This is a genomic window from Candidatus Dormiibacterota bacterium (genome assembly GCA_035532035.1).
Lineage (GTDB): Bacteria > Vulcanimicrobiota > Vulcanimicrobiia > Vulcanimicrobiales > Vulcanimicrobiaceae > Tyrphobacter.
Genome location: DATKRS010000029.1, coordinates 20,744 through 42,662 on the forward strand (window position 1 = coordinate 20,744; position 21,919 = coordinate 42,662).

19 protein-coding genes and 1 pseudogene are annotated in these 21,919 nt (G+C 63.6%); 6 read left to right on the forward strand and 14 right to left on the reverse strand.

Annotated features, from left to right (window positions below; genetic code table 11):
- Nucleotides 1-92: 92 nt before the first annotated feature.
- Nucleotides 93-977, forward strand: coding sequence for a hypothetical protein (locus VMV82_08590; GenBank protein ID HUY41607.1), 885 nt, complete (start codon nucleotides 93-95; stop codon nucleotides 975-977).
- Nucleotides 978-992: 15 nt separating this feature from the next.
- On the opposite strand, the gene VMV82_08595 is transcribed toward VMV82_08590, so the two are convergent.
- From VMV82_08595 to VMV82_08625, 7 genes and pseudogenes are all read right to left on the reverse strand, one after another.
- Nucleotides 993-1,595: an FMN-binding negative transcriptional regulator gene (locus VMV82_08595; GenBank protein HUY41608.1), complete on the reverse strand. Its 603-nt coding sequence runs from the start codon at nucleotides 1,593-1,595 to the stop codon at nucleotides 993-995.
- A 42-nt stretch (nucleotides 1,596-1,637) separates the two neighbouring features.
- Complete coding sequence (locus VMV82_08600; GenBank protein ID HUY41609.1) at nucleotides 1,638-2,741, reverse strand: ABC transporter permease; 1,104 nt, start codon at nucleotides 2,739-2,741, stop codon at nucleotides 1,638-1,640.
- Nucleotides 2,741-3,844, reverse strand: a complete 1,104-nt coding sequence (locus tag VMV82_08605) for an ABC transporter permease (GenBank protein HUY41610.1) — start codon at nucleotides 3,842-3,844, stop codon at nucleotides 2,741-2,743. The genes VMV82_08600 and VMV82_08605 overlap by 1 nt, the downstream gene beginning before the upstream one ends.
- 1 nt (nucleotide 3,845) lies before the next feature.
- Nucleotides 3,846-5,753, reverse strand: a complete 1,908-nt coding sequence (locus tag VMV82_08610; GenBank protein HUY41611.1) for an ATP-binding cassette domain-containing protein — start codon at nucleotides 5,751-5,753, stop codon at nucleotides 3,846-3,848.
- Nucleotides 5,750-6,799: an HlyD family efflux transporter periplasmic adaptor subunit gene (locus tag VMV82_08615; protein HUY41612.1), complete on the reverse strand. Its 1,050-nt coding sequence runs from the start codon at nucleotides 6,797-6,799 to the stop codon at nucleotides 5,750-5,752. Before VMV82_08615 ends, VMV82_08610 begins: the two co-directional genes overlap by 4 nt.
- 68 nt (nucleotides 6,800-6,867) lie before the next feature.
- On the reverse strand, nucleotides 6,868-8,043 hold the full coding sequence (gene solA / locus VMV82_08620; GenBank protein ID HUY41613.1) for an N-methyl-L-tryptophan oxidase: 1,176 nt from the start codon (nucleotides 8,041-8,043) through the stop codon (nucleotides 6,868-6,870).
- Between the two features lie 63 nt (nucleotides 8,044-8,106).
- A pseudogene (locus VMV82_08625) lies at nucleotides 8,107-8,231 on the reverse strand (isocitrate lyase/phosphoenolpyruvate mutase family protein).
- Between the two features lie 107 nt (nucleotides 8,232-8,338).
- Here VMV82_08625 and VMV82_08630 point away from each other — a divergent pair.
- Together VMV82_08630 and VMV82_08635 are read left to right on the forward strand one after the other, a co-directional pair.
- Nucleotides 8,339-8,941: a class I SAM-dependent methyltransferase gene (locus VMV82_08630; GenBank protein HUY41614.1), complete on the forward strand. Its 603-nt coding sequence runs from the start codon at nucleotides 8,339-8,341 to the stop codon at nucleotides 8,939-8,941.
- A complete protein-coding gene (locus VMV82_08635; protein ID HUY41615.1) occupies nucleotides 8,938-11,274 on the forward strand; it encodes a plasma-membrane proton-efflux P-type ATPase in 2,337 nt (778 codons plus the stop codon). The genes VMV82_08630 and VMV82_08635 overlap by 4 nt, the downstream gene beginning before the upstream one ends.
- Here the strand turns inward: VMV82_08635 and VMV82_08640 are convergent.
- Entirely contained in the window at nucleotides 11,211-12,227 is a 1,017-nt protein-coding gene (locus VMV82_08640) for an alcohol dehydrogenase (protein ID HUY41616.1), read from the reverse strand. The genes VMV82_08635 and VMV82_08640 overlap by 64 nt on opposite strands.
- A 653-nt stretch (nucleotides 12,228-12,880) precedes the next feature.
- Here VMV82_08640 and VMV82_08645 point away from each other — a divergent pair.
- Nucleotides 12,881-13,519, forward strand: coding sequence for a Fe-Mn family superoxide dismutase (locus tag VMV82_08645; GenBank protein HUY41617.1), 639 nt, complete (start codon nucleotides 12,881-12,883; stop codon nucleotides 13,517-13,519).
- A gap of 91 nt (nucleotides 13,520-13,610) precedes the next feature.
- Nucleotides 13,611-13,796: a hypothetical protein gene (locus VMV82_08650; protein HUY41618.1), complete on the forward strand. Its 186-nt coding sequence runs from the start codon at nucleotides 13,611-13,613 to the stop codon at nucleotides 13,794-13,796.
- A gap of 167 nt (nucleotides 13,797-13,963) precedes the next feature.
- On the opposite strand, the gene VMV82_08655 is transcribed toward VMV82_08650, so the two are convergent.
- A complete protein-coding gene (locus VMV82_08655; protein HUY41619.1) occupies nucleotides 13,964-15,232 on the reverse strand; it encodes an Nramp family divalent metal transporter in 1,269 nt (422 codons plus the stop codon).
- 2 nt (nucleotides 15,233-15,234) lie between these two features.
- Nucleotides 15,235-15,393, reverse strand: coding sequence for a lmo0937 family membrane protein (locus VMV82_08660; GenBank protein ID HUY41620.1), 159 nt, complete (start codon nucleotides 15,391-15,393; stop codon nucleotides 15,235-15,237).
- A 326-nt stretch (nucleotides 15,394-15,719) separates the two neighbouring features.
- Between VMV82_08660 and VMV82_08665 the strand changes: the two genes are divergently transcribed.
- Complete coding sequence (locus VMV82_08665; protein ID HUY41621.1) at nucleotides 15,720-16,577, forward strand: diacylglycerol kinase family protein; 858 nt, start codon at nucleotides 15,720-15,722, stop codon at nucleotides 16,575-16,577.
- 97 nt (nucleotides 16,578-16,674) lie between these two features.
- Here the strand turns inward: VMV82_08665 and VMV82_08670 are convergent, their stop codons facing one another.
- The 4 genes from VMV82_08670 to VMV82_08685 all read right to left on the reverse strand — a co-directional run bounded on the left by VMV82_08670 (nucleotide 16,675) and on the right by VMV82_08685 (nucleotide 21,558).
- Nucleotides 16,675-18,147 (reverse strand): helix-turn-helix transcriptional regulator, encoded by a 1,473-nt coding sequence (locus VMV82_08670; protein ID HUY41622.1) that lies wholly within the window; start codon nucleotides 18,145-18,147, stop codon nucleotides 16,675-16,677.
- A 944-nt stretch (nucleotides 18,148-19,091) separates the two neighbouring features.
- A complete protein-coding gene (locus VMV82_08675; protein ID HUY41623.1) occupies nucleotides 19,092-20,132 on the reverse strand; it encodes a copper amine oxidase N-terminal domain-containing protein in 1,041 nt (346 codons plus the stop codon).
- A 108-nt stretch (nucleotides 20,133-20,240) separates the two neighbouring features.
- Nucleotides 20,241-20,609, reverse strand: a complete 369-nt coding sequence (locus VMV82_08680) for a hypothetical protein (GenBank protein ID HUY41624.1) — start codon at nucleotides 20,607-20,609, stop codon at nucleotides 20,241-20,243.
- Nucleotides 20,610-20,988: 379 nt separating this feature from the next.
- Nucleotides 20,989-21,558 (reverse strand): hypothetical protein, encoded by a 570-nt coding sequence (locus VMV82_08685; GenBank protein ID HUY41625.1) that lies wholly within the window; start codon nucleotides 21,556-21,558, stop codon nucleotides 20,989-20,991.
- Between the last annotated feature and the right edge of the window lie 361 nt (nucleotides 21,559-21,919).

Here is a 21,919-nt window from a genome sequence, read left to right on the forward strand (position 1 = left end):
GACTTCCGGCCTAATTCCCGCCGGGTCGCGAGCCCAGGGAAGGGAGTCCGGCGAGGGCGCGCCCAATACCGCCGTCCGGACCGCCCTTATCCATGGAACCGAGCAAACCGTACACTCTCGGTCACGCTCGAGCGTGGCTCTCCGTCAACGCCGTGGTGATCGCTATAGCGATCGTCCTGCTGCTCCTCTTTGCGATCTTCCTTCGGTTGACGATGCACCCCGTGCAGCTCGCCGTCGCCGTCTTCAGCTCCATCGTCGTCTCGGTCGCAGCCCTCGCGATTGCCGTGCTCGGCATTGCCGCTGCGGTGCGGCGCGCCAACATCGCAGCGCGAAGCGCCGCGAGCGAAGCCGCAGCTCTGGGCGATCGCAGCGAGCGGGAGCTCACGGCGACGCGCGAGCACGCCGAGACGTCGATTCGCGCCGCCGCCGATGCCGTCGTGAACAAAACGGAGACCGCCGCATTCTTCGAGCGCCTGCGTTTCACGCAGATGCTGCTCGACGGGCGCGACGTACGCGAACCTGCGGAGTGGCTCGACAACCTCTTCTTGAGCAATGGCGGCGACATCCGAAAGATTCGCGACGAGCTCAAGCGCGATCTCGTCTTCGGGAACATCGACGCAACCCGCAACGCTCTCGCCATCTACAATGCGATCGCCGCGATTGCCGAGTATTACTATTCGAACTTAGTCGTTCCGGAGATCATCCTTTCGCGCATGGCCGTGCGCGCGCAGCTCGCCGCGTTCTATTTTGGGCCCGCCTTCAGCGCACTCGGCATGATCAACCGTACGGCGTCGCACAACGTGCAGCGTTTTCTCAACGACACGAAGCTCTACACGCGCAAGAACGAGCCTTGGCTCGAGCAGTTGGTTCCGGAGTTCTATCAAGAGTCGGAAGCGCAGAAGGGCGCTGCGTTCCCCGTTACGGGGACCGAAAGCGTCGACAAGATCGCGCAGTTCAAGCAGAGCGTCGGCGGCTAGGAGTTTGCCGAACTCCTAGAAGCGTTCCATCGCGTCGGCGAGCGCGCCGCTTCCTTCCCGGCGCAGCGCTGCAACCGCCCCGCGCCGATCCGCGACCGTCCGGTTCTGCGAGAGTTTGTAGCTCGCTTCCAGCCTCGTCACTGGAATGTCGAATGCCACGATCGCGTCGAGGAAGGCCTCCAGACGCTCGGGGCTCAGCTCGCGAACGTCCCACGCGTCGCGGACGTCTCCCTCGTAGCGACGGCTCAGCGCGGTAACGAGGTCGAGCACCCGCTCCCGATCCTCGACGAGACGGGGCGTTCCGTACGCGTGGACCGTCATGTAGTTCCACGTCGGCACGTTGTCGCGGCTTTCGTACCAGCGTGGCGAAACGTACGCGTGCGGCCCGGAGAAGACGACCAGCGCCTCTGCGGCTCCCCAAGCGCGCCATTGCGGATTTGCGCGCGCCATGTGCGCGCGCAAGATCATCGCATCGCCGTCGCGCTCGACGAGAAACGGCACGTGCGTCGCCACGCAGTCGCCGTGTTGCGCCGAGACCAGGACGGCAAACGCGTGCTCTTCGACGAAGCGCGCAAGCTCGGAGACATTATCCACGCGAAAGGCGGCGGGAACGTACATCGTGCGTCAATGCGCGAACGATCCACCGGTTCCTTGCCGAGGCTAGAGCTGGGCGCGATAGCGCCAGACGCTCACGCTCAACAGCACCGCGGTAAATGCGAAAAGCGCGAGGAAGTGCGGCCATAGCACGCCGAGGCCACTGCCCTTGATGAGCGCGCCACGCGCGATCACGCCGAAGTGGTTGATCGGATTGAAGAGTGCGACCGGCTGCAGCCATCGCGGCATCGCTTCGATCGGCGTGAACGCGCCCGAAAGCGAGGCGAGCGGCGGGTTGAGAAAGAAGAGCACCAGCTGCGCCTGGCGTGCCGACCGCACGATGGTCGCGATGAACATCCCGAGCCCGATTCCCGAGAACATGCACAGGCCGGCGCCGGCGAGAAAGACGGCCAAGCTCCCGTTGAACGGTAGGTCGAAGACCCAGCGCAGCATCGCGAGTGCGATGAGGCCCATGGCGAAGAGCGCCGTGAAGAGTGGAACGATCTTCGCGACGATGATCTCCGCCGCGCTGGCCGGCGACATCAAGAGCTGCTCGAGCGTTCCCGCCGCGCGCTCTTTGACGATCATCTGCGAAGAGAAGAGCGTTCCAACGAGGATGAGCAGCAACCCCAAGATGCCCGTCACGATGAACCATGATCCCACGAGACCGGGATTGTAGAGATAATCCGGCTCGAGCAGGACGCCGCCCGCCTGCGGCGCGCCCGCGACGAGGCGGTCGTAGGCCGCGACGACGCCTCGTGCGTACCCCTGCGCGATCGCCGCCGTATTTGCGTTCGTCGCGTTGAGCAGGAACTGCACGGTCGCGGTTCTGCCGCGAAGCATGTCGCGCGCAAATCCATACGGAATAACGACGCCGCCGTCGAGCGTGCCGCGCGCAATCGCATCCCCGACGGCCGCGCCCGAATCGTAATACCCCACGACGCGAAAGCTTCTGCTCTCCGAGAGCGTGGCGACGAGCTCGCGGCTCTCCGGCGTCGCGCTGAGGTCCACGACGCCCAACGGAAGATTCGTTACCGTTGCACTGAGCACGAAACCGAAGACCAGCAGCTCGAGCACCGGAGCGACCACGAGCGCGATCATGTACCGCCGGTCGTGCAGCATCTGCGCAAACTCTTTGACGATCAACGCCCGCAGCCGCCGCCCGGCCATCAATCCTTCACCTGCATGGCGCGCATGTTCCGCCACGCGATCCCGTAGAACAGAAGTCCGAATCCCCCAATCGCCGCGACGCTGGACCACATCGCCGGCCATCCGCCCCCTTGCAGAAACGCATCACGCACGATCTTGATGTAGTAGGTCCCCCACACGACGTTCGACATCCACCGCAATGCGATCGGTATATTTTCGATCGGAAAGAGCAATCCGGAGAGGATGAAGACCATCAAGAATCCGCCGGCAGCCACGGCTTGCATCGCGGCGACTTGGCTCGGTATCGCCGAGCCGACCATCGTGCCGAAGGCCGCCACGCAGAATGCGTAGAGCAACGACGCGACGACGAACGGCGTCGGATCGCCGACGAACCCGAGGCCGAAATACGTAAGGAGCAGGGCGATGAGAATCACCCACTCGCAAAATGCGATCGCCACGATCGCGAGAATCTTGCCGAGCAGGTACTCGTGCGCGGGAATGCTCGACGCGTACACCTGCAGAATCGTCTTCTCCTCGCCTTCCTTCGACATCGCGAGCGCGGCAAGAAGCGTCGGAAAGAGCGTCAGCGCCAGTACGAAAATGCCCGGCCCGTAGAACTTCTTCGAGTCGCCGCCCGGGTTATACCAGAGGCGAATCGCCGCGCGCACGGGCTGCCGAGCGGCCTCGTCGAGGGTCGCGTTGTACGCATCGACGACTTCGCTCGCATCGCCGGCGGCGAGCTTGGCCGTGTTGGCATCCGATCCGTCGACGAGCAGCTGCACGGGCGCGGGCACGCCCCTCGCGACGTCGCGCCCGAAGTCCGGCGGGATGACGAGGGCCGCGCGCGCGCGATTGGAAGCGAGCGCGCGCTCCGCGCTTTCGTTCACGGGCCACGAGATGACAGTGAAGGTGATCGAGGCGCGAAACGCATCCACGAGCGCGTTCGAGGCGCTCGAGCCGTCGAGGTCCTGCACGACGATGGGCATTTCGTTGACCGTGAGCGAGATGGCCGTTCCCATGATGACCAGGAGAAAGGCCGGCAGCACGAGCGCGAGCACGAGCGTGAGGCGGTCGCGAAGGACCTGGATGATCTCCTTTCGCGTTTGCGCGAAGACGCGCCGCACGTTACGAGACCCCGGCCTTCTCGACCGCGCCGATGAACACGTCTTCGAGCGAGAACCGAGCTTCGCGCGCGCTGATGACGTGAATCCCGCCGCTCTGGAGCTCGCGCGTCACGCTGGGTTGCGCCGACGCGACGTCGTCGACGACGACGTGCAGCCGATCGCCGAAGAGCGATGCGTCGTATCGCTTGCGCCGAAGGAGATCGGCGGCAACTTGCGGCCGATCGACGCGCAGCTCGAGCAAATGTCCCGCCTGCCGGCTACGGATCTCACTCGGGCTTCCTTCGACGGCAAGCCTTCCCCCGATCATGAATCCGAGCCGATTGCACTGGTCCGCCTCTTCCAAATAGTGCGTCGTTACGAGAATTGCCGCGCCGCTGTCGGCGAGTGCCTGAATCACTCCCCACAACGCGCGACGCGCGAGCGGATCCACGCCGGAGGTCGGCTCGTCCAAGAAGATCACGCTCGGCTCGTGCATGATCGCCGACCCGAAGGCAACGCGCTGCTTCCAACCGCCGGGAAGGCTGCCGGTGAGGTCGCGCTCCTTGCCGCCGAGCCCCGAGAAGCGGAGCACCCAGGCGATCTTCGCGGCCGCCTCTTCCGGCGCAACGTCGTACACGCCGGCAAAGAACTCCAAGTTCTCGCGAATCGATAGATCGTCGTAGAGCGAGAAGAGCTGCGACATGTAGCCGATGCGTTGGCGAACCTGTTGCGCTCGCAGGTGATCGCCGGCTCCCGCCAGTCGTGCGCGCCCCTCCGTAGGCTCGAGCAAGCCGCAGAGCATTTTGATCGTCGTCGTCTTCCCCGCGCCGTTCGCGCCCAGGAGCCCGTAGATTTCGCCGTAGCGCACCTCGAAGCTCACGCCGTCAACCGCGACGAAATCGCCGAAGCGCTTCGTGAGCCGCTCGGCGCCGATCGCGACCTCGCCGCGCGGCTCGCGATGCTCGTGACGAGCCGGGAACGGAGCGTCGGGCGCTCGCTGTCCGAGCGAACGCATCGATGCGACGAACACGTTCTCGAGCAACGGGTCGTCCACGCGAATTTCCTGCACCGCGATTTTCGCATCGCTCGCGGCGCCTTCGACGATCGCGCGCGCCGCATCGGTATCGGCAGCGAGGACGTCGAGGTGATCGCCGAAACGCTGCACGTCCACGATCGTGCCTGCGGCGACGGCGGGACCGAGCGCCTGCGTTGCGGCGCGCAGGTCGTCGACGCGCACCACGAGGCGCCGTGCGTGCAGGCTCTCGCGCAGCTCGCTCGGCGTGCCGAGGCGATAGATCTCGCCGCGATGCACGAACGCGACACGCGTGCATCGCTCCGCCTCGTCGAGATACGGCGTCGCCACCACGATCGTCAGGCCTTCGGCGCACAGATGCGCGAGGGCGTCCCAGAACTCGCGGCGCGACACCGGATCGACGCCGGTCGTCGGTTCGTCGAGCAAAAGCACGTCCGGCTCGGAGACGAGCGCGCAGACGAGCGCGAGCTTCTGCTTCATTCCGCCGCTGAGCTCGTCGGCGAGGCGATGAGCGAACTGCCCCATGCCGAAGATCTCCAGATAGTGGGTGCCGCGGCGCGCGATCGTCTCCGGCGGCGTCAGCCGCAGATCCCCCACGTAACGGATGTTCTCCGCAACCGTCAAGTCGGGGTAGAGCGTAAAGCCCTGCGTGAGATATCCAGTTCGCAACCGCGCCGCGCGCGCCGGCTGGTCGAAGACGAGCGCGTCGCCGCTCGTCGCATTCGCGACGCCGGCGACGATCTGCAGCGTCGACGTCTTCCCGGCGCCGTCGGGCCCGACGAGCCCGAAGATCTCGCCGGCAGCGACGTCGAAGGTGATTGCGCGCACGGCTTCGACGGTTCCGTAGCGCTTGACGAGATTGCGTACGCGAACTGCCGGACCGGCACTCGCGCTCACGACGGCGGTCGTGCGCTCGGCCAGGTTCCGCTGATGAGGATCTCGCCGTCGGCCGGCATGCCCGGCTTGGCGAAACCGAAGCCCGAGCGCAGCGCGAGCTTCACCCCGAAGACTTCTCTGACGCGGTCGTTGCGAAAGTATGTGTTCTCCGGAGTAAACGTCGCTTGGGGGTCGATGCGCAGCACGTACGCATCGATCGGTCGATCGGGATTGGAGTCCAAATAGACGCGTGCCGGCTGGCCGATTTTGACTCTTCCGATCTCCCCCTCCGGAATGAAGCCGCGCAGGTAGACGCGATCGAGATTCAGCAGCGTCGCGACGGGCGTACCAGCGGCAACGACCTCTCCCGGCTCGACCGCCCGCGTAATGACCGTCCCGGAGAACGGCGCACGGACGACGAGATCGCTTCGGTTCGCTCGCGCTTCTGCGAGCTGCGCGGCCGCTTGGCGCATCTCCGCCGACGCGCTCGCGATCGTCGCGCGCTGCTGTGCGATCTGCCGCTCGACCGCCGCCGTTTGCGCGGCACGCAGTGCCACGGACGCTGCCGCTTGTTGCGCGCTCGCAATTGCGGCGCGCTCCTGCTCTTCCGAAATGTCGCCCGTGCGGAAGAGCGCGACGTCACTGCTCTCGTTGAATGCAGCTAGCCGGTACAACGCGCGGCTTTGGGCGAGATCCGCATCGGCCGCTGCGACCTGTGCGCCGAGAACGCCGACCTGCTCTTGCGCCGCTCCCACGCGCGCCGCGGCAGCCGCCGTGGCGGCCCGCGCTTGTGCTTCGCGAGCACGCACTTGCGCGCCATCGATCACGACGATCACCTGACCGGTGCTGACGCTATCGCCTTCGCGAACGCGAACCTCTGCCACGCGGCCGCCGATGTTCGGCGCAAGCGCGGAGTCGTCGCCTTCGATTCGCCCCGAGAGCGTAATGACGTTGCTTGGAGAGCCGCCGCCGGAGAGCAAACGCCAAGCGACGATACCGGCGAGGACGATTGCTGCAACGGCGAGCAACCCCAGTACGCGGCGTGCGAGAACGTTCCGTTGCGACATGCGAAAGCAAGGTTTGGCATGGCTGACGGTCTTTTCCCTCTCCAGGGCACAACTGCGTCTTCGACGCGCTACTTCAGGTGAAAGGCACCGAGCCCGGCGTTATCGATGGCCGTGCGGCGCTCCCGCGAAAACCGCCTGGCGCTCAAAAATCCAACGTCGTGCCGCGTCTCGCCTGCGAGAGCGAGATCTGCGACGACTTCCCCAACGGCGCTCGCGAACTTGAATCCGTGCCCCGAGAATCCACCGCAGAGCACGACGTTGCGATGCTGCGGATGGACGTCGATGACGAAGTGCTCGTCCGGCGTGAGCGAGTACATGCACGCTCGCCCTTCGCGAAACACCGCTGAAGCGCCCGGCATCCACGCGTCGAGCGCGCGCGCGACCGGCACGACGTCGCGCTCCACATCGACCGTGCGGTCGAGACCGTCTGGGTGTGCCACGGCGCCGTAGCCGTGCAACGCCGCTTTGACGCCATCGCCAAGGTCGGGAAAGCCGTACAACGGCGCGGGAAGCGACTGGCGATCTAGGAGAAACGCGGGGAAGCGCGTCGCGTCGTAAGCATCGGTCGCGGGCGAAAACCAGAGCTGCACGTTGCGCTGCACGCGCATCGGAACGCCGGCACGTGCCATCTCGGCTTCGAACCACGGTCCGAGCGCGAGCACGAGCGCGTCAGCCTGTAGCCGCGTGCCGTCCTCGAGCGTAACCTCGACGCCGTCGTCGCTCGCGCTCCAGCTTTCCATCTTCGTCTCGAAGCGCAACTCCGCTCCGGCATCTTCGGCAACGTGCGCAAACGCACGCACGGCAACTTCGGGGACGAGGAGTCCGCCCAGCGGCTCGAAGAGTCCGACCTCGCCGTCTTCGACACGCAGAGCCGGATAGCGGGCGCGTACGTCGCGCGTATCGAGGGCGTCCACATTCAAGCCGTGCTCGCGCGCGGCGGCAAGCGTTCCTTGGAGAATCGCCGAGCCTTCTCTGCCGGCGAGCAGCAAGCCGACGAGGTGAAGCAGGCGTTCGTTCGCGCGGTGCTCGAGATCGCGCCAGAGCTCGTACGCGCGCAGCAAGAGCGGAACGTACGCGGCGTCCTCGTAGTACGCCTGTCGGATGATGCGGCTCTTGCCGTTGGAGGCTCCGAAGGCGTGACCGCGCGCGAATCGCTCGATGCCGCGCACGTGTGCGCCGCGCAGCGCGCACTGCATCGCCGCGCTGCTTCCCATCGCACCGAGGCCGACGACGATGACGCGCATACCTAGGGAAGCTCTAGCCCGCGAACAGGGCGTTCATGTCGGCGAACGGCGGTGCGTCGTCGGCGCCTCGAAACCGAGCGATTCCAGAAACTTCGCGTCCCCGCACGCCATGGATTCGGAATCACGAACGCGTGATTGCGGTGATGCAAGGCGCGAAACCTCGCTGCCTTCTCTGCCTGTACGGCCACTGGCTTCGCCTCCGAGGAATGCTCGTGGTGTCGTGGCGTTGTTCTCGCTCTGGAAGCGTTTCCCGCCGAGGGAGTTTGCGCGGCAGTACGAAATCCAACGACCTCCTATGCACGACTCGCATCGCCACAAGCCCGGAGAGGGCGCAAAGCAGCATGAGATCTTCTCGCACGAGCGCGCCGCCGTGCTGGACGAGCCAGAACGCGAGCAATGGACTCCGGCGGCCGCACTCGTCGAGTTGCTCGACGCTCCTTCGCAGGCGCGCGTTCTCGATTTCGGCACCGGTACCGGCCGCTATGCGATCGCGCTCGCGCGGGCACGGCCCGACCTGCACGTCGTCGCGTACGACGTGCAACCCGAAATGCTCGACATCGTTCGCCGCCGCGCGGCGGACGCGCACGTCGAGAACCTCAGCGGCGCGGACTGGGCAGAGGCGCAGCGCCGAGCACCATACGATCGCATCGTGGCGCTCAACGTGCTCCACGAGATCGATAATGTCACGCTGCATCGCCTCGCGCCGCTGCTGGCGCCCGGCGGCAGCGTCTTGTTCGTCGACTGGGACGCGACCATCGATCGTCCCACGGGTCCGCCGGCCGAGCATGCACATAGTCCGAGCGAAGCGCAAGAGCGTCTGACGCGCAACGGCCTTGCGCGCGTCGAGCGGATTCGCGACGTGCGCTTCCCGTACCACTTCATCCTGCGAGCCTCTTGACGCTTAAGCCTCAAGAAACCCAAGGTCTTTCGAGCGCGCAGGCGGCTGCGCGGTTCGCCCAGTTTGGGCCGAATGCGATACAAGAATCTCAGCCGGGGATTCTCGGGCAGTTCGTTGCCAAGCTGTGGGGACCGATTCCGTGGATGCTCGAGGGAACCGTGGCACTCGAGGTCGCGACGAAGCGCTATGCAGAAGCGGCCGTCGTTCTCGTCTTGCTGCTCGTGAACGCCGTCATTGCCTTTCTCCACGAGCATCGCTCGCGCGAAGCGGTCGAGGTGCTCGAACGGCGACTGGAGATTCAAGCGCGCGTACTGCGCGACGGGCGCTGGCAGCGAATCGCGAGCCGGCAACTCGTTCCCGGTGACGTCATTCACGTACGCATGGGCGACGTCGTGCCGGCGGACTGCACGATCGCCGACGGTGCGGTTTCGGTCGACGAGGCGGTGCTGACCGGCGAATCGGCCGCACGGACTCGTGCGAACGGTGAAAAGCTCTATTCCGGCTCGACGGTCAAACATGGCGAAGCGACGGCGGAGGTCGTCGCAACCGGTGCCCGCACCGCCTTTGGGAACGTCGTGCTCCTGGTCGCACACAGCCGTGAAGGCGGGCACCTGCACGACCAGGTCTTTTCGGTCGTCAAATACCTCCTGCTGCTCGACGGCGTGCTCGTGATCGCGTTCTTCGCATACGGCCTCGCGCACGGAACGAGCGCTGTGGACATCGTCTCGTTCGCCCTGACGCTGCTGATCGGGGCCATTCCCGTCGCTCTTCCCGCGACGTTTACGCTCGCCACCACGCTCGGCGCTTCGGAGCTCGCACGCCGCGGCGTGCTCGTGACGAGGCTCTCCGCGATCGAAGACGCTGCAACGATGGACGTTCTATGCACGGACAAGACCGGAACGCTAACGCAAAACGCGCTCGCGCTCCAGTCGATTCTCCCTGTTGCCGGAGCATCCGATGCCGACGTGCTCGAGGCGGCTGCCGCCGCGAGCGACGAAGCGAGTCAGGATCCGCTGGACCTTGCGGTGATCGGCTCGCTCGCACAGCATCACATCGCGCGCAACGGATTGGGAGTGAGAGCCGCCTATCATCCCTTCGACCCCGAGCTGAAGTACGCGCAAGCCGACGTTCGCGTCGGCGGAGCGATCGTTCGTGCGTGTAAGGGCGCGATCGCGGCGATCTACGCACTCGCAAACGCGGCGCCTGATGAAGCGGAAGTTGCCAAAGCGAGCGCCGGCGGCGCGCGCGTTCTCGCCGTGGCTCGCGACGACGGCAAAGGCTACCGCGTCTTGGGATTGCTCGCCTTCGGCGATCCGGTTCGTCCCGACGCCGCCACGCTCTTAGCCCGCCTGCGAGAGCTGGGCGTGCGCGTGATCATGCTCACCGGCGATGCGTTGCCGACGGCGCAGAGCGTCGCAGAAGAACTCGGCCTCTCGGGAAGAGCGCTGCACGCCTCGGAGTGGCGGGCGCTACACGGCCTTCCGCCCGACGTCGACGTTCTCGCCGACGTTCTTCCCGAGGATAAATACGCGATCGTGCAGGCGCTACAAGCTGCGGGACATCGGGTCGGCATGACGGGAGACGGTGTGAACGACGCGCCGGCCCTGCGCGCGGCGCAGGTCGGCATTGCCGTTGCCAGCGCTACGGACGCGGCGAAGAACGCAGCAAGCATCGTTCTGACGAATCCCGGGCTCGCGGAGGCGGTTGCAGCCGTGCAGGAAAGCCGCGCGATCTTCCGCCGCATGATGGTCTACGTCACCAACAAGATCGGCAAGACGATCGAGATCTCGGCGCTGCTCACCATCGCCGCCTTCTCGACGTCGATCGTCCCGCTAACGCCCTTGTTGATGATTCTGCTGATCTTCGGCAACGACTTCGCGACGATGGCGATCGCGACAGACAACGCCCGGGGCTCGCCCGTGCCGGATCGATGGAATCCACGCCGGATCATCGGCGGAGCCTCTGCGATAGGGGGCGCATTGCTCGTGCTCTCGCTCGGTGTATTTGCGCTGCTGACGGCATCGCTGCATTTGCCCGTGCCACAGATTCAAACCGCAATGTTTCTGTTGCTCGTCGTGACGAGCCAGGGGATGATCTACGTCATTCGCGCAACGCCAAAGGTACCGCCCAAGGCCTCGTTGCTTGCGGCGTCGCTCGCGGACGTTTGCACGTGTTTCGTGATCGCCGTCTTCGGCATACTCGTGGCGCCCATACCGGCGACGCTCGCCGCGGCCATCGTAGGCCTCGGAGCCGCCTACGTCGCCGTCATCTATGCCGGTAAGGCTGCGAGCACCATTCTGAAGCGTGCTGCGCCGCTCATCATCCGATCGTAGGCCTCCTGGGCTCGCTCCAACGGCATCGTCTCGATCTGCGCGCGAACGCCGGCGAGGACGCTGAAGTTCATCGTATCCTCGGAGTCCGCGCACGTTCCCGACGGCCACGCCTTGACGGACTTGCGCCCGCCGATCATCGCGACGGTATTGAGCGAAAGGGCTTCGCCGGATGCGCCGACGACCAGGAGTTGCCCGTCGACGCCTAGGCCGGCAATGACGGGCTCCATGGCCTTCGCCGCGGTCACCGTCGAAAGGACCACTCGAGCACCGCCGAGCTTTTGAAGCTCCGCGCCGACGTCGAGGGCTTGACTGTCGAGATACCGCGTCGCTCCGAGTTTTCGCGCGAGCTCTTCTTTGTCGCCTCCGCGGGCGATTGCAACGGTCTGAAACCCCATCTTCGCCGCGTACTGCACGGCAAGATGCCCGAGACCGCCGATGCCGAGAATCGCAACCAGATCGCCCGGGCCTGCTCCGCTGTGGCGCAACGCGTTGAACGTCGTGACGCCGGCGCACATCAACGGGGCCGCCTCGGTCGCGGACAGCGCTGCTGGAATGCGCGCGAGCGCGACAACCGGGACAATCGCATACTCCGCGTAACCACCGTCGTAGGCCATGCCGGGAATTTGCAGGTTGCGGCACGTGATAAAGTCGCCGCGGCGACAGCGATCGCAACGTCCGCAATGCCCCCCGTGCCAGCCGACACCGACCCTGTCACCGACACTCCATCCGACAACGCCGTCTGCGAGCGCGTCTACCGTTCCCGCAATCTCGTGGCCGGGAACTCTCGGGTACGTGAGGCCCGGCCACTCGCGATTCACCACGAGCGCGTCGCTGTGGCAAATGCCGCACGCCTCCACGCGAATGCGCGCGGTGCCCGAGGCCGGCTCTGGAATGCTGCGCTCGATCAACTCGAGGCGAGGCTCTCTGCCGGGCGGAACGTGGACTGCACGCATCGTTGATCCTCTCCTCCATTGCTTTTCTATGCCAACGTAGACCTGGCGCGTTGTCCGACGTTCACTCCGCCATCGAGCGCCGACCTCGCAACACGTACCAATCGTAGGGTTTTGCGAGCCTGCGAGCCTGAAGAGCAAGAGCTGGTGAGCCTGGTTCGATCATAGATATTCGCTTTTCCGGTTTTAAGTCCCCAATACTCTCCGGGGTGCTCTTACATCCCAAACATTGACTTCCCACTGCCTTACCCTCCGGCGAAGTAACAAATGCTCAAACGCCAACTGTCCAGGCTGGATCCCGCCTGGACGCTCGCGCCCCACCCCGGCTCCCGGGCACGCGGGCACGCCTCCGCAAACTACGCTACGCAATGCGCGTGGCGATACGGCCTGCGAGGCGCAATCGCCCCTTTCCGGATTTGATTGCCACTGGGTACTCGCGCTACGCCCACGTGGAGTTCGCCGACAACGAGCGCAGCACGCTCACGGCTCACAGTCTGCATCCGATTGAATCCGCACCTACAGTGCCGTTCCGATTTCGATGCTGAGCCCCCGATCGCGGGATCGGCACCCGCGCTGGAACCCACCTGATGGAGGCGCTTGAACGCGCGCAGCGTGGCCGGGTGCTTAGCTCGCCATGAAAGCGGGGAAGAAAGATCATGAAAGTCTATTCTGCACCAAAAGTCTTCGTGCCGAAGAAATGGGATCTCGCAGGGCTGCACGGCATTTCGGATGCCACACTCGAGATGCACTTCGGCCTGTACGAAGGCTACGTCAAGAACACGAATCTTCTGAACGAGCGTCTGGCTGAGATCCGGGAACGTGGCAAGGCGACGGGCACCGACCCGGTCTATGCCGATCTGGTGCGCGGTCTCGGGTTCGAGTACAACGGCATGCGCCTGCACGAGCTGTACTTCGACAACATGACCAAACATTCCGAACCCGTCGGTTCGGACAGGTTGAGCAAGGCCCTGGGCGAAGCCTACGGCGGTTTCGACGAGTGGAAAAACGATTTCTCGGCTGTCGCCGGCATGCGCGGCGTGGGCTGGGCGATCGCTTATTACGACACGACGACCTTGGAAATCACCAATCACTGGATCAACGATCACGAAAATGGTCACATCGCTGGTTCCGTTCCGATCGTGGTTCTCGATGTTTGGGAGCATGCGTTCATCAAGGACTACAAGCCTGCCGACAAGGACAAGTACATCGAGGCATTCTTTGCCAATCTCGATTGGAAAGCGTGCGAAGCGCGCCTGCCACTGCCATCGCTCAAGATGTCGCATAGCAGTACGTAGTCGGCCGCATGAGGTACGCGCGGAAGACTTGCGGGAGGCGAGACGGGGCGAAGCAGCGGCAAGGTCTCGCCTCTGAACGAGAGAGACGTTGATGCGCAAAGTCGTCGCGTTCCTCTCGGTCGTTGGGCTCATTGCGGGCGTCGTCTTCCTGATTGTGCCGATTGCCGCGATCCCCGACGAGGCGCTCGTCGGCGTCGGCGCAACGGTCGCCGCGATCCTGGGCATAGTGCGGGAGATCCGCGGAGCGATCAATCGCTCCCGCGGCGCGCGGCTTTAGCAGACTGGTAGCAGTAGCGTGCGACCACGATGCGGTCGAATCGTAGAACGTTGGCTCCTTGTAGCCGGCGTCGAGTGACGTGATGTTGCCCTGGGGGCCGCAACATCGACATGCGCACGCGGGCCGCTGCGAACCGCAGCCGCAACGAGAAGCGCGTGGGTGGCTCGTTAGGAGCCCTTTGCCATGAAATAGAACATTCCGACGGCAGCTCCACCCATGAGCACAACCGTCGCCCAGCCCCATGCGATCGCGAGCATCGAACTGCGCCACTCGCCCATCCTCCGGTCTGATGCGAGCCAGACGATTACGGCGATGAGCGGCACTGCTGCGATGCCGTTGAGGACCGCCGACCAGAAGAGCGCGCTGATCGCATTGATCCGCAGCAAGTCGATGAAGATCCCGATGATGATTCCACCCGCAATCACGGCGTAGAACTGACGGGCCCGCGCGGGTGGCTCGTTCAAACCTTGGCGGAACTTAAACGTTTCGGCCGCAACGTACGCTGAGGACCCCGCCAGTACGGGCACGGCCAAGATCCCCGTGCCGACCATGCCCACGGTGAAGAGCATCGCGGCAAACCGCCCCGCGAGCGGCTGGAGCGCTCGCGCCGCCTGCTCCGCCGTCTGAATGTTGCGTATGCCGTGGGCACCGAGCGTCGTTGCGGTCGTCACGATGATGAAGAATGCAACGACATTCGAGAAGATCATCCCCGCGTTGATGTCCGTATGACAGTCGCGGATCGCCTGCGCATTGGTTCCTCGCCGGGCGACGATCGTGGTCTTCCCTTGATTCTTCTCCTCCTCGACCATGAGGGAGGCTTGCCAGAAGAACAGGTACGGCGTGATCGTTGTCCCAAGCACGCCAACCAGCGTCGCGAGAACGCTGGAGTCCAAGCGCATGTGCGGCACAACCAAATGCGCGAGCACGCGCGACCACGGAGCATGCACGACGAAGGCGGTGATGACGTACGCGAAGAGCGACAGCGTCAGCCATTTGAATATGCGCGCGAGGACGGCGTATGAAAGCCACACCTGTGCCGCGATGAGTCCGACGCCGAAGAGCAGCGTCCACGCATCCGGCGGCAACGGAATGACGAGATGAGCCGCCGCGGACATTCCCCCGATATCTGCCCCGACGTTGAACGTATTTGCGATGATCACGAGCGTCGCCAGCGAGTAGGCTACCGGCGGGACGAGGCGTTTGCGCATCGCCGCGGCGAGGCCCTCGCCCGTCACGAGCGCGATGCGCGCGCACATGCCCTGTACAACGGCCATCATCGGCGTCGAGATCAGCGTGAGCCACAGGAGTGAGTAGCCGGTTGAAGCTCCGGCCACCGAATACGTGGAGATCCCGGACGGATCGTCATCAGCGGCCCCGGTGATGAGGCCGGGACCGAGTACTCGGAAGAAGCGTATGAGCCGCGACGGGCGGCTCAAGGTCAGATGCGCGCCCCTCGACCGGTCAACAGGTTAATGACGAGGATGACCAGCGCCACCACCAAGAGCAGGTGAATCAGGCCGCCTCCGAAGTGCAGCAAGAAGCCGGCGAGCCATAACACGAAAAGCACGCCGACGATCGTCCACAGCAGATTTGCCATCAGGATCACCTCCCGAGTTTACGTTTGCAGCCGCGCTATGTTCCGCTCGTTCCTTTCCGTGACATCATGTCCTCCTTTCGGAAGTTTACCCCCGAGCAAGAGAGGCGCAACCAAGTGCCTTGGCTCCGGAAATGCTCGCACGACGCCAATGAACGTATCCCTGGACGTGTCATCTGCGATCGGGTGTACAGAAGAGTCGCTCCAGCGCGTCGAACTGCGCGACGGCGCTGCTAAAGCCGTTCGAAGTTGGAAAATGTCGTTGTGCTGTCAGCGCAGAACCTGATGAGAGGAGGGAGCTAGGTTTCTTGTTGAACGGTGCGCGACGGTTGCTCGTTTTCGTAAACGCGCGCGCTTGGGGCGGACGAGGCGTGGGTGACGGCGAGGCCTTTGAGGCAAAGCTGCGACAGTCGGGTTTCGCCGTTACGCTCGAACGCGTCGAAAGCCTGGAACAGTTGAATGCAGCGGCCCTACGGCTCGCGCCGGATCACGATGCGATCGTGGTCGGCGGGGGCGACGGATCGATGCGGACCGCGTTGCCCGCGATTCTCAAAGCGAAGTTGCCAGTGGCGATTTGGCCGCTCGGGACCGCCAACGACTTCGCACGCTCGCTCGGCATCGAGTGTGAGGACGACTGCCTGCAGGCACTTCGGGATTGGGTCGAACGTCGGGTCGACATTGCCGAGGTCAACGGTCAATCATTTCTCAACAATGCAACGCTCGGATTACCTGCGGATGCGACGAGGCACCTTACGCCCGACTTAAAGCAACGCCTCGGCATTCTTGCGACTCTCTCCCTCATTCCCATGCTCTGGCACAATGCCAAGCCATTCGAGGCGGAAATCGAAGCCGATGGCCGAGTCGAACGGCGGCGAATCATTGCCGCGCTTGTGGGCAACGGCAAGTACGATGGCGGTTTCCCAATTCGCTACTCCGGCTTGGCCGACGCCACACTCCACGTCACCCTCTGTCTAGCGCGCACTCGATGGGCGCTTCTTCCAATTCTCTGCAGCGTTGCACTCCGCAGGATGGCCACGTCACGCCGAATCGAAACGTTCTCTGCGAACTGCGTCGCGATTCGGACGGCTGCGGTGCAACTCGTCGGAGCTGACGGCGACATCGTAACGCAAACGCCCGCGACTTTTACAGTGCGTCATGGAGCACTTCGCGTCTTAGTGCCAGCGTGAATGCGCATTCGCGGACCATGTGCGTGCGTGAACGTGCGTTCAGACTATGCCTTCGCGACTTTACGAGCAACGACCGCGATGCCGTAAAGGCGCGTCATCAGCGGCCTTGCGCTACTTTCGCGATTAGTGCCGTACGGTTATTTACCCCATATGCTTTAAACACTGGTTTTATGTGATTGCGGATCGTATGCTGACTCCGCCCAAACTTCTGGGCGATCTGCGGCACCGTTAGGCCGCTGCACAGTGCCTCGAGCACCCGTTGCTGCATCGGCGGAAGCCGCACCGGACTCGCTGACAGGAGCCCGCGATACTCGTCGCCGAGCCACGAACTCATGTAGTTTCGAAGATGCTCGTGTGCCAGGTTCATATACGCCTCATCACGCGTTACCTCGTACAAGCGCAGTGCGCACCGGCCGGCGCGCCAATCATACCCATGCTTGCGGAATGTCTCGAGGGCTTTCTTCAGTGACTCGACACCGACTTTACGATGACCGCTGCTAAGATCCACGACCCCTTCGGAGTATTGAGCCAGAGCGGCGAGACGCGGGTCGCCCTTGAGATGCAGATTCGGCGCCTTGACGTCTTCATTTTCACTAAAGCGTGCCTGATAATATGCCGCCTTCGCGGGGTCGATCGAAACGAACAACTCGGCAAGGAGGAGGAGACCAATCCGTGCATCGTCTCGGACCGTGGTCCAGTCGATATTTTCCGCATATTCCTCGGCTTCGGCCAGTTCTTGACGCGACCACAGTTGCTCGCCCTTGCAACGTAACAGTTCCGCTCGTTCGGCCGCCGCAATTGCGCGCCCCACATCGTTCGTGGCCTTTCTCGAACACAGACGCAAGTAGCGAAGAGCGTTGAAGTAATCCCCTCGAAGCGCGCAGGCCCAACCAAGCGCTTTGAGCGCCTGAAACCGTCGATCGTCCAGGTCCGGCGACCAGTCAATGCCGGCGAGTTGCCGCTCCACTTCGGGAAGCGCTTCAGGAAGATAGGTCTCACGGGCAAGGTACGCAAGCGTATCCGTCGCCCACGCCCGGATATCCATGCCCTCGATGCCGTTCGGATCGATTCGACGAAGCAGCTCAAGCAGTATCCGCGCTTCTTCGCGGTGACGCCCTTCTTGATCGAGAATGAAACCTTCTAGTTGCAATGCGCGCAACTGCGCAGATTCGGAGCCGTACGATCGCGCGAGCGGAAGCAACTCCCGGGCGGCGTCGGGGCGTCGCTCGTATGCATACCGCCGCGCCCGATAGAACGCGATATCGCAGATGAGTTCAGGAGCCTTGATTCGACGCGCCGTCGTATCCGCAAAGTCGAAGAATTCATCGGCGAGTGAGTAGTTGCGCCCATGGGCGTAGGCGGCTCCCAACAACATGGCCCGCCTGGCCGAAAGCGGCCCTTTACCCGCGGGGCTTCTCTCAAGCAGTCTGATGGCCGCCGGCGCGTCGTCGTGCTTGAGATAGATACGTGCGCGCAGAAACGTAGCTTCAAGGGGAGGGTTCTTCCCCGACTCGTCGTCGTAGAGCCAAGCGGCGTCCTTAAACCGGGCGGCGTCCCAGAGTCGCCGCATCCGAGTATCGAGATCGCGAGGTGGGGTAACGCGTTGGCGTCGGGGCGAGATACTCATCAGGGAACAGATTCACGGGGGAAGGCTGCCGCTCATGCGTAGCCCTCCCCTTCGGCTAACTCGGGTGGCTAGTTACCCCCTCCCCCTGTTCCTCCGCCGTCGGCCGGAATGCCGCCGCCGTCCATGATGCGAGCATGGCCAGAAACGTGCCCAGCGTGCCCGATAAGGACCGGGTTGAGCAGTGAGCCGACCAGGATGAGAAAAGCCGCGATAAAGCCCATGAGAAGAGCCTCCATTGCCCAAAAAGGGCAGATTGCCAGCCATATGGCTAGCCTAGTAGGCTACAACTAAAGTGGGGTCCAACCTATCGCCCGGACGTAGAGGGCGGCCAATGTTGCGCAGGCGCTGCTCGTAGTCGCCTTATCTGCAGCCGTCGCGGCGGGCTGCACGCCTCGTACGGTCGATTTGAGCGCGGTTCAGCAGTACGCGAAGACCACGGCCGCCGCGTCGGCTGGCTCTGACGCTGTTGCGAACGGCTATTACGAGACGTGCGCGGGTCGGATCGCGTTACTGGGCGGCGTGCTGCATCCGTACGTGATGGCGCACCAGGCCAAGGCTATCGACGTGGAGCGCGTCGCTGCGCGCGATTGGTTCGGATATGGTCGCTGGGATGCGCCATACTGGTTCATCGAACCGGAACCCGGTTTGAAGAAGGGGATAACCTTCGCGAGCGGTGCCAAACGTGGGCCGATCTCGGTTCTCCGGAACTGCTGGATCTTCGAGCACACCACGACGCTTTTGGTTACTCAGCGGACGAACGAGCCGCCGCCGCGGGGTACTCCGCCGCCCAGCGGCGGGCGTCGCTCCTCGACCCGAAAGGCCCCAACTGCTGCACCGCACCCATATGCCCCTGATGCTCGGTCAAGCTTGCGCGCGGGAACGAAAAGCTAGGTGCTGTAAACGACGGTGGCCTCGGCCGATCCCAACGCCTGGTCGGGCGCGATCGATTGGATGATGACGTGAACCTGGCCACCGCCTAGGGCGTTCATGTTCACATCTGCCGAGAAGTAGCCGTTCGAATCCGCGTAGGTTTGCGTTTTGAAGGTTCCCGTAGTTATCGGAATGATACCGAACGCCGTGGCTTGACTCGTTGCAACGATCGTCACGCGTGAATTCGGTAGCGTGCGCCCCGAGAGGGTAAAGGCGTTGCGCACCTGCGAGCCAGGCAACGGTGAGATGCCGTTGACGAAGTTGCCCCCCATCGAGCCCGTTGTGAACGTCCAGCCCTTGTCAAAACCGATGCCGCTTTCGGTTTGACCCGTCACGTCGACCGTGTGTCGGGCGGGGGGAAGCGCGTAGGACGGCGTGAAGTCGAATCGCGTTCTGCTCATATACGATAGCGAACTCACGTCGCGCCCATCGAGGAGGATCCTGATCGAATTGGGGTTGACGGGCTCGCTGAACGTCGCCCAAATCGCCGGACGATTCGATCGCGCTGCGTTTTCGGGATTCACTTGTGTGAGGCTGAAGGACGCGGCCGGAGGCGGAACGTTGGCTCCGCCCGACTCACTATTAATGTAGACGGTTTGGTTGCTCTGGCTCCAGTTCACGGCAGCCCCGAGCGATTGCGCGATGAATCGTAGTGGTACGAGCGTGCGCGCGCCGATGATGAACGGCGCCACATCCATATACACAGTGCTTCCGTTTACGACGGCGGCGGTCGAACCGATATGCAAGCCGATACTACGGCCATTGCCTTGTGCGTTGATCTGACCGTTGGCATATACGACGCTGGCACCCAAGCGTTCGAAAACGCCACGCAGCGGCACGAAGACGCGGCCCGCGTTCTGGATCGGCGGCTGATCGAACGGGACTACCTGACCGTCGACTTCGACCGTAACCGTTGCCGCCGAAGCGTGGTGCGGCGCGGCGCTGAACGTGAGGCCGATCGCAAGGGCGAGATACGGGAGACGTTTGTATAGGGACATTCGATGCGGTGCTCCTCCGAGATGTCGGTTGGCTCTATCTCAGACGAGTATACCCGTGGTTGGCGCATACGCCCGCCTGCTTGGGCGCGAGGATGCCGCCGCCTTTGCCTACCACTGCGCGCAACCCAGCGGCCTTCCCATGCCGGGAATATGCCGCTCGACGGCACAAATTTGCCCCACCGTAAGAGCACCGTGCGATCGCGCAGACCAGTCGGCGGGAGTCGGCGCATCGTTACCGCCCGTCGCGACCACGCGCCACCGACCCGCAATCTTCTTTGCAAAGATCTGGCCACCGGCTACCGGCGAGATGAAGAAATCGACGTAACCGGCAGTACCGACGACGATAACCGTACCGATTTGGTATCGCCGATGATAGTACGACTGCGCAAGTGCCGCCACTGCGGCCATGTCGCGTGGCGGCCCGATGTGCGGCGTCGTCGTATCGGCGATCGCGTTCCCTCCGACCGCAAGACACATTACCGCGGCAACGCGACATCGCGACATTCCCGACGTCATCGAATCCGCCATCATCCGACATCCGACATCCGACATCCGACATTCGGACATCTCCCGACATCTACGTACTGGCGATGCTCGGCCTCGCGCATTGGCTCTCGGCATGGCACGATTGGGATTGGCGATTCTTTGAATGGCTCGAGCCAGCGCAAACGCCCGCGATTTTTACCTTGCGTCACGAGGCACTTCGCGTCTTAGTGCCAGCGTGAATGCGAATTCGATCAATAAGATATCCGAGCTCTCGCTCGGCACCGCGCCCAGCGGGTTGTCGATATTTCATCCGCCGCGACGTTGCGGTCTAGCGATCTGTCCGGCCCGGCGGGGTCGCGGAACGGCTGCATTAGGTCAGCGAAGCATCTGCACTGTCGGCAGCCGCCTGGGCCTTCTCAATCAGCCGATCCAGACCCGAGCGCTCCTGGAATTTTTTCGGGTAGCGCTTCGCCAGCTTGAGCATCTTCCGGTCGCGCGCCGTCCGGTAGACGAGATACTCCACGTCGGCCAAGAGTGGCGTGCCGGTGCGCTCGCGCATAACGCGATAGACCGGACGCACGGCTCTCCAGACGAGCGCTGCGGTCCCGACGTGGGCGACGAACATCTCTTCGTTGAGCACGCCGAGGTTCAGGAGGCATGCGACGGCTTGAAAGTGCGTCGCAAGGCGCCTAATCCGATCGTCGAGCTCGGGTTGCGTCGCCGCCCGTAACGCCTGCGGATCGTTGAAGTCCGTTGACTCGATGAAGCGTCGCGCCTCGATGATTTCGGCGGAGTTCATCTCGTGCATCAGGCGAAGATAGCAGTCGAGCTGATTGGCCAGGCGCAGATGCTTGATCTGCACCACCGCCGCGACGGCGCCGATCAAAAGGATGAGCGCGCTCGCAATCGAGCCAAGCGCCGCGACCGCTTCCCACGTCATGAGGATCTACTCGACCCTAATGACTACGTATCGTTTCATGCGTGCTACGTTTCGCGCGGATGGCGCCGGATCACTTCAACGGGCATTCCCCATAATGTGTGAGTCTGTATAAAGCAGGCTTTACTCGTGACGCGCTGACGGGGCCTCAAAAGCGCCCCGCTACAACCCGGTTAGCATCGATGATCTGAGCTCCGCGCGCCATGCTGCACGACGCCCCAAAGTTCTTTCGGCACCGCCATAAGCCGCACTCCGCACTTCCGCACTCCCGACATCCCGACATCCCGACATCCCGGCATCCCCGACATCGGCTCCATCGCAAAAACTCGGTTTTCCGGCCTTAAATCCCAAGTATTCCCGAGGT

What these genes read in the sequence shown, in the direction of transcription:
- VMV82_08640 (HUY41616.1), bottom strand. Translation starts at nt 12,227, where the DNA reads ATGCGTGCAGTCCACGTTCCGCCCGGCAGAGAGCCTCGCCTCGAGTTG.
- VMV82_08685 (HUY41625.1), bottom strand. Translation starts at nt 21,558, where the DNA reads ATGACGTGGGAAGCGGTCGCGGCGCTTGGCTCGATTGCGAGCGCGCTC.
- VMV82_08595 (HUY41608.1), bottom strand. Translation starts at nt 1,595, where the DNA reads ATGTACGTTCCCGCCGCCTTTCGCGTGGATAATGTCTCCGAGCTTGCG.
- VMV82_08670 (HUY41622.1), bottom strand. Translation starts at nt 18,147, where the DNA reads ATGCGGCGACTCTGGGACGCCGCCCGGTTTAAGGACGCCGCTTGGCTC.
- VMV82_08645 (HUY41617.1), top strand. Translation starts at nt 12,881, where the DNA reads ATGAAAGTCTATTCTGCACCAAAAGTCTTCGTGCCGAAGAAATGGGAT.
- VMV82_08630 (HUY41614.1), top strand. Translation starts at nt 8,339, where the DNA reads ATGCACGACTCGCATCGCCACAAGCCCGGAGAGGGCGCAAAGCAGCAT.
- VMV82_08680 (HUY41624.1), bottom strand. Translation starts at nt 20,609, where the DNA reads ATGTGTCTTGCGGTCGGAGGGAACGCGATCGCCGATACGACGACGCCG.
- VMV82_08675 (HUY41623.1), bottom strand. Translation starts at nt 20,132, where the DNA reads ATGTCCCTATACAAACGTCTCCCGTATCTCGCCCTTGCGATCGGCCTC.
- VMV82_08650 (HUY41618.1), top strand. Translation starts at nt 13,611, where the DNA reads ATGCGCAAAGTCGTCGCGTTCCTCTCGGTCGTTGGGCTCATTGCGGGC.
- VMV82_08590 (HUY41607.1), top strand. Translation starts at nt 93, where the DNA reads ATGGAACCGAGCAAACCGTACACTCTCGGTCACGCTCGAGCGTGGCTC.
- solA (HUY41613.1), bottom strand. Translation starts at nt 8,043, where the DNA reads ATGCGCGTCATCGTCGTCGGCCTCGGTGCGATGGGAAGCAGCGCGGCG.
- VMV82_08600 (HUY41609.1), bottom strand. Translation starts at nt 2,741, where the DNA reads ATGGCCGGGCGGCGGCTGCGGGCGTTGATCGTCAAAGAGTTTGCGCAG.
- VMV82_08615 (HUY41612.1), bottom strand. Translation starts at nt 6,799, where the DNA reads ATGTCGCAACGGAACGTTCTCGCACGCCGCGTACTGGGGTTGCTCGCC.
- VMV82_08660 (HUY41620.1), bottom strand. Translation starts at nt 15,393, where the DNA reads ATGGCAAATCTGCTGTGGACGATCGTCGGCGTGCTTTTCGTGTTATGG.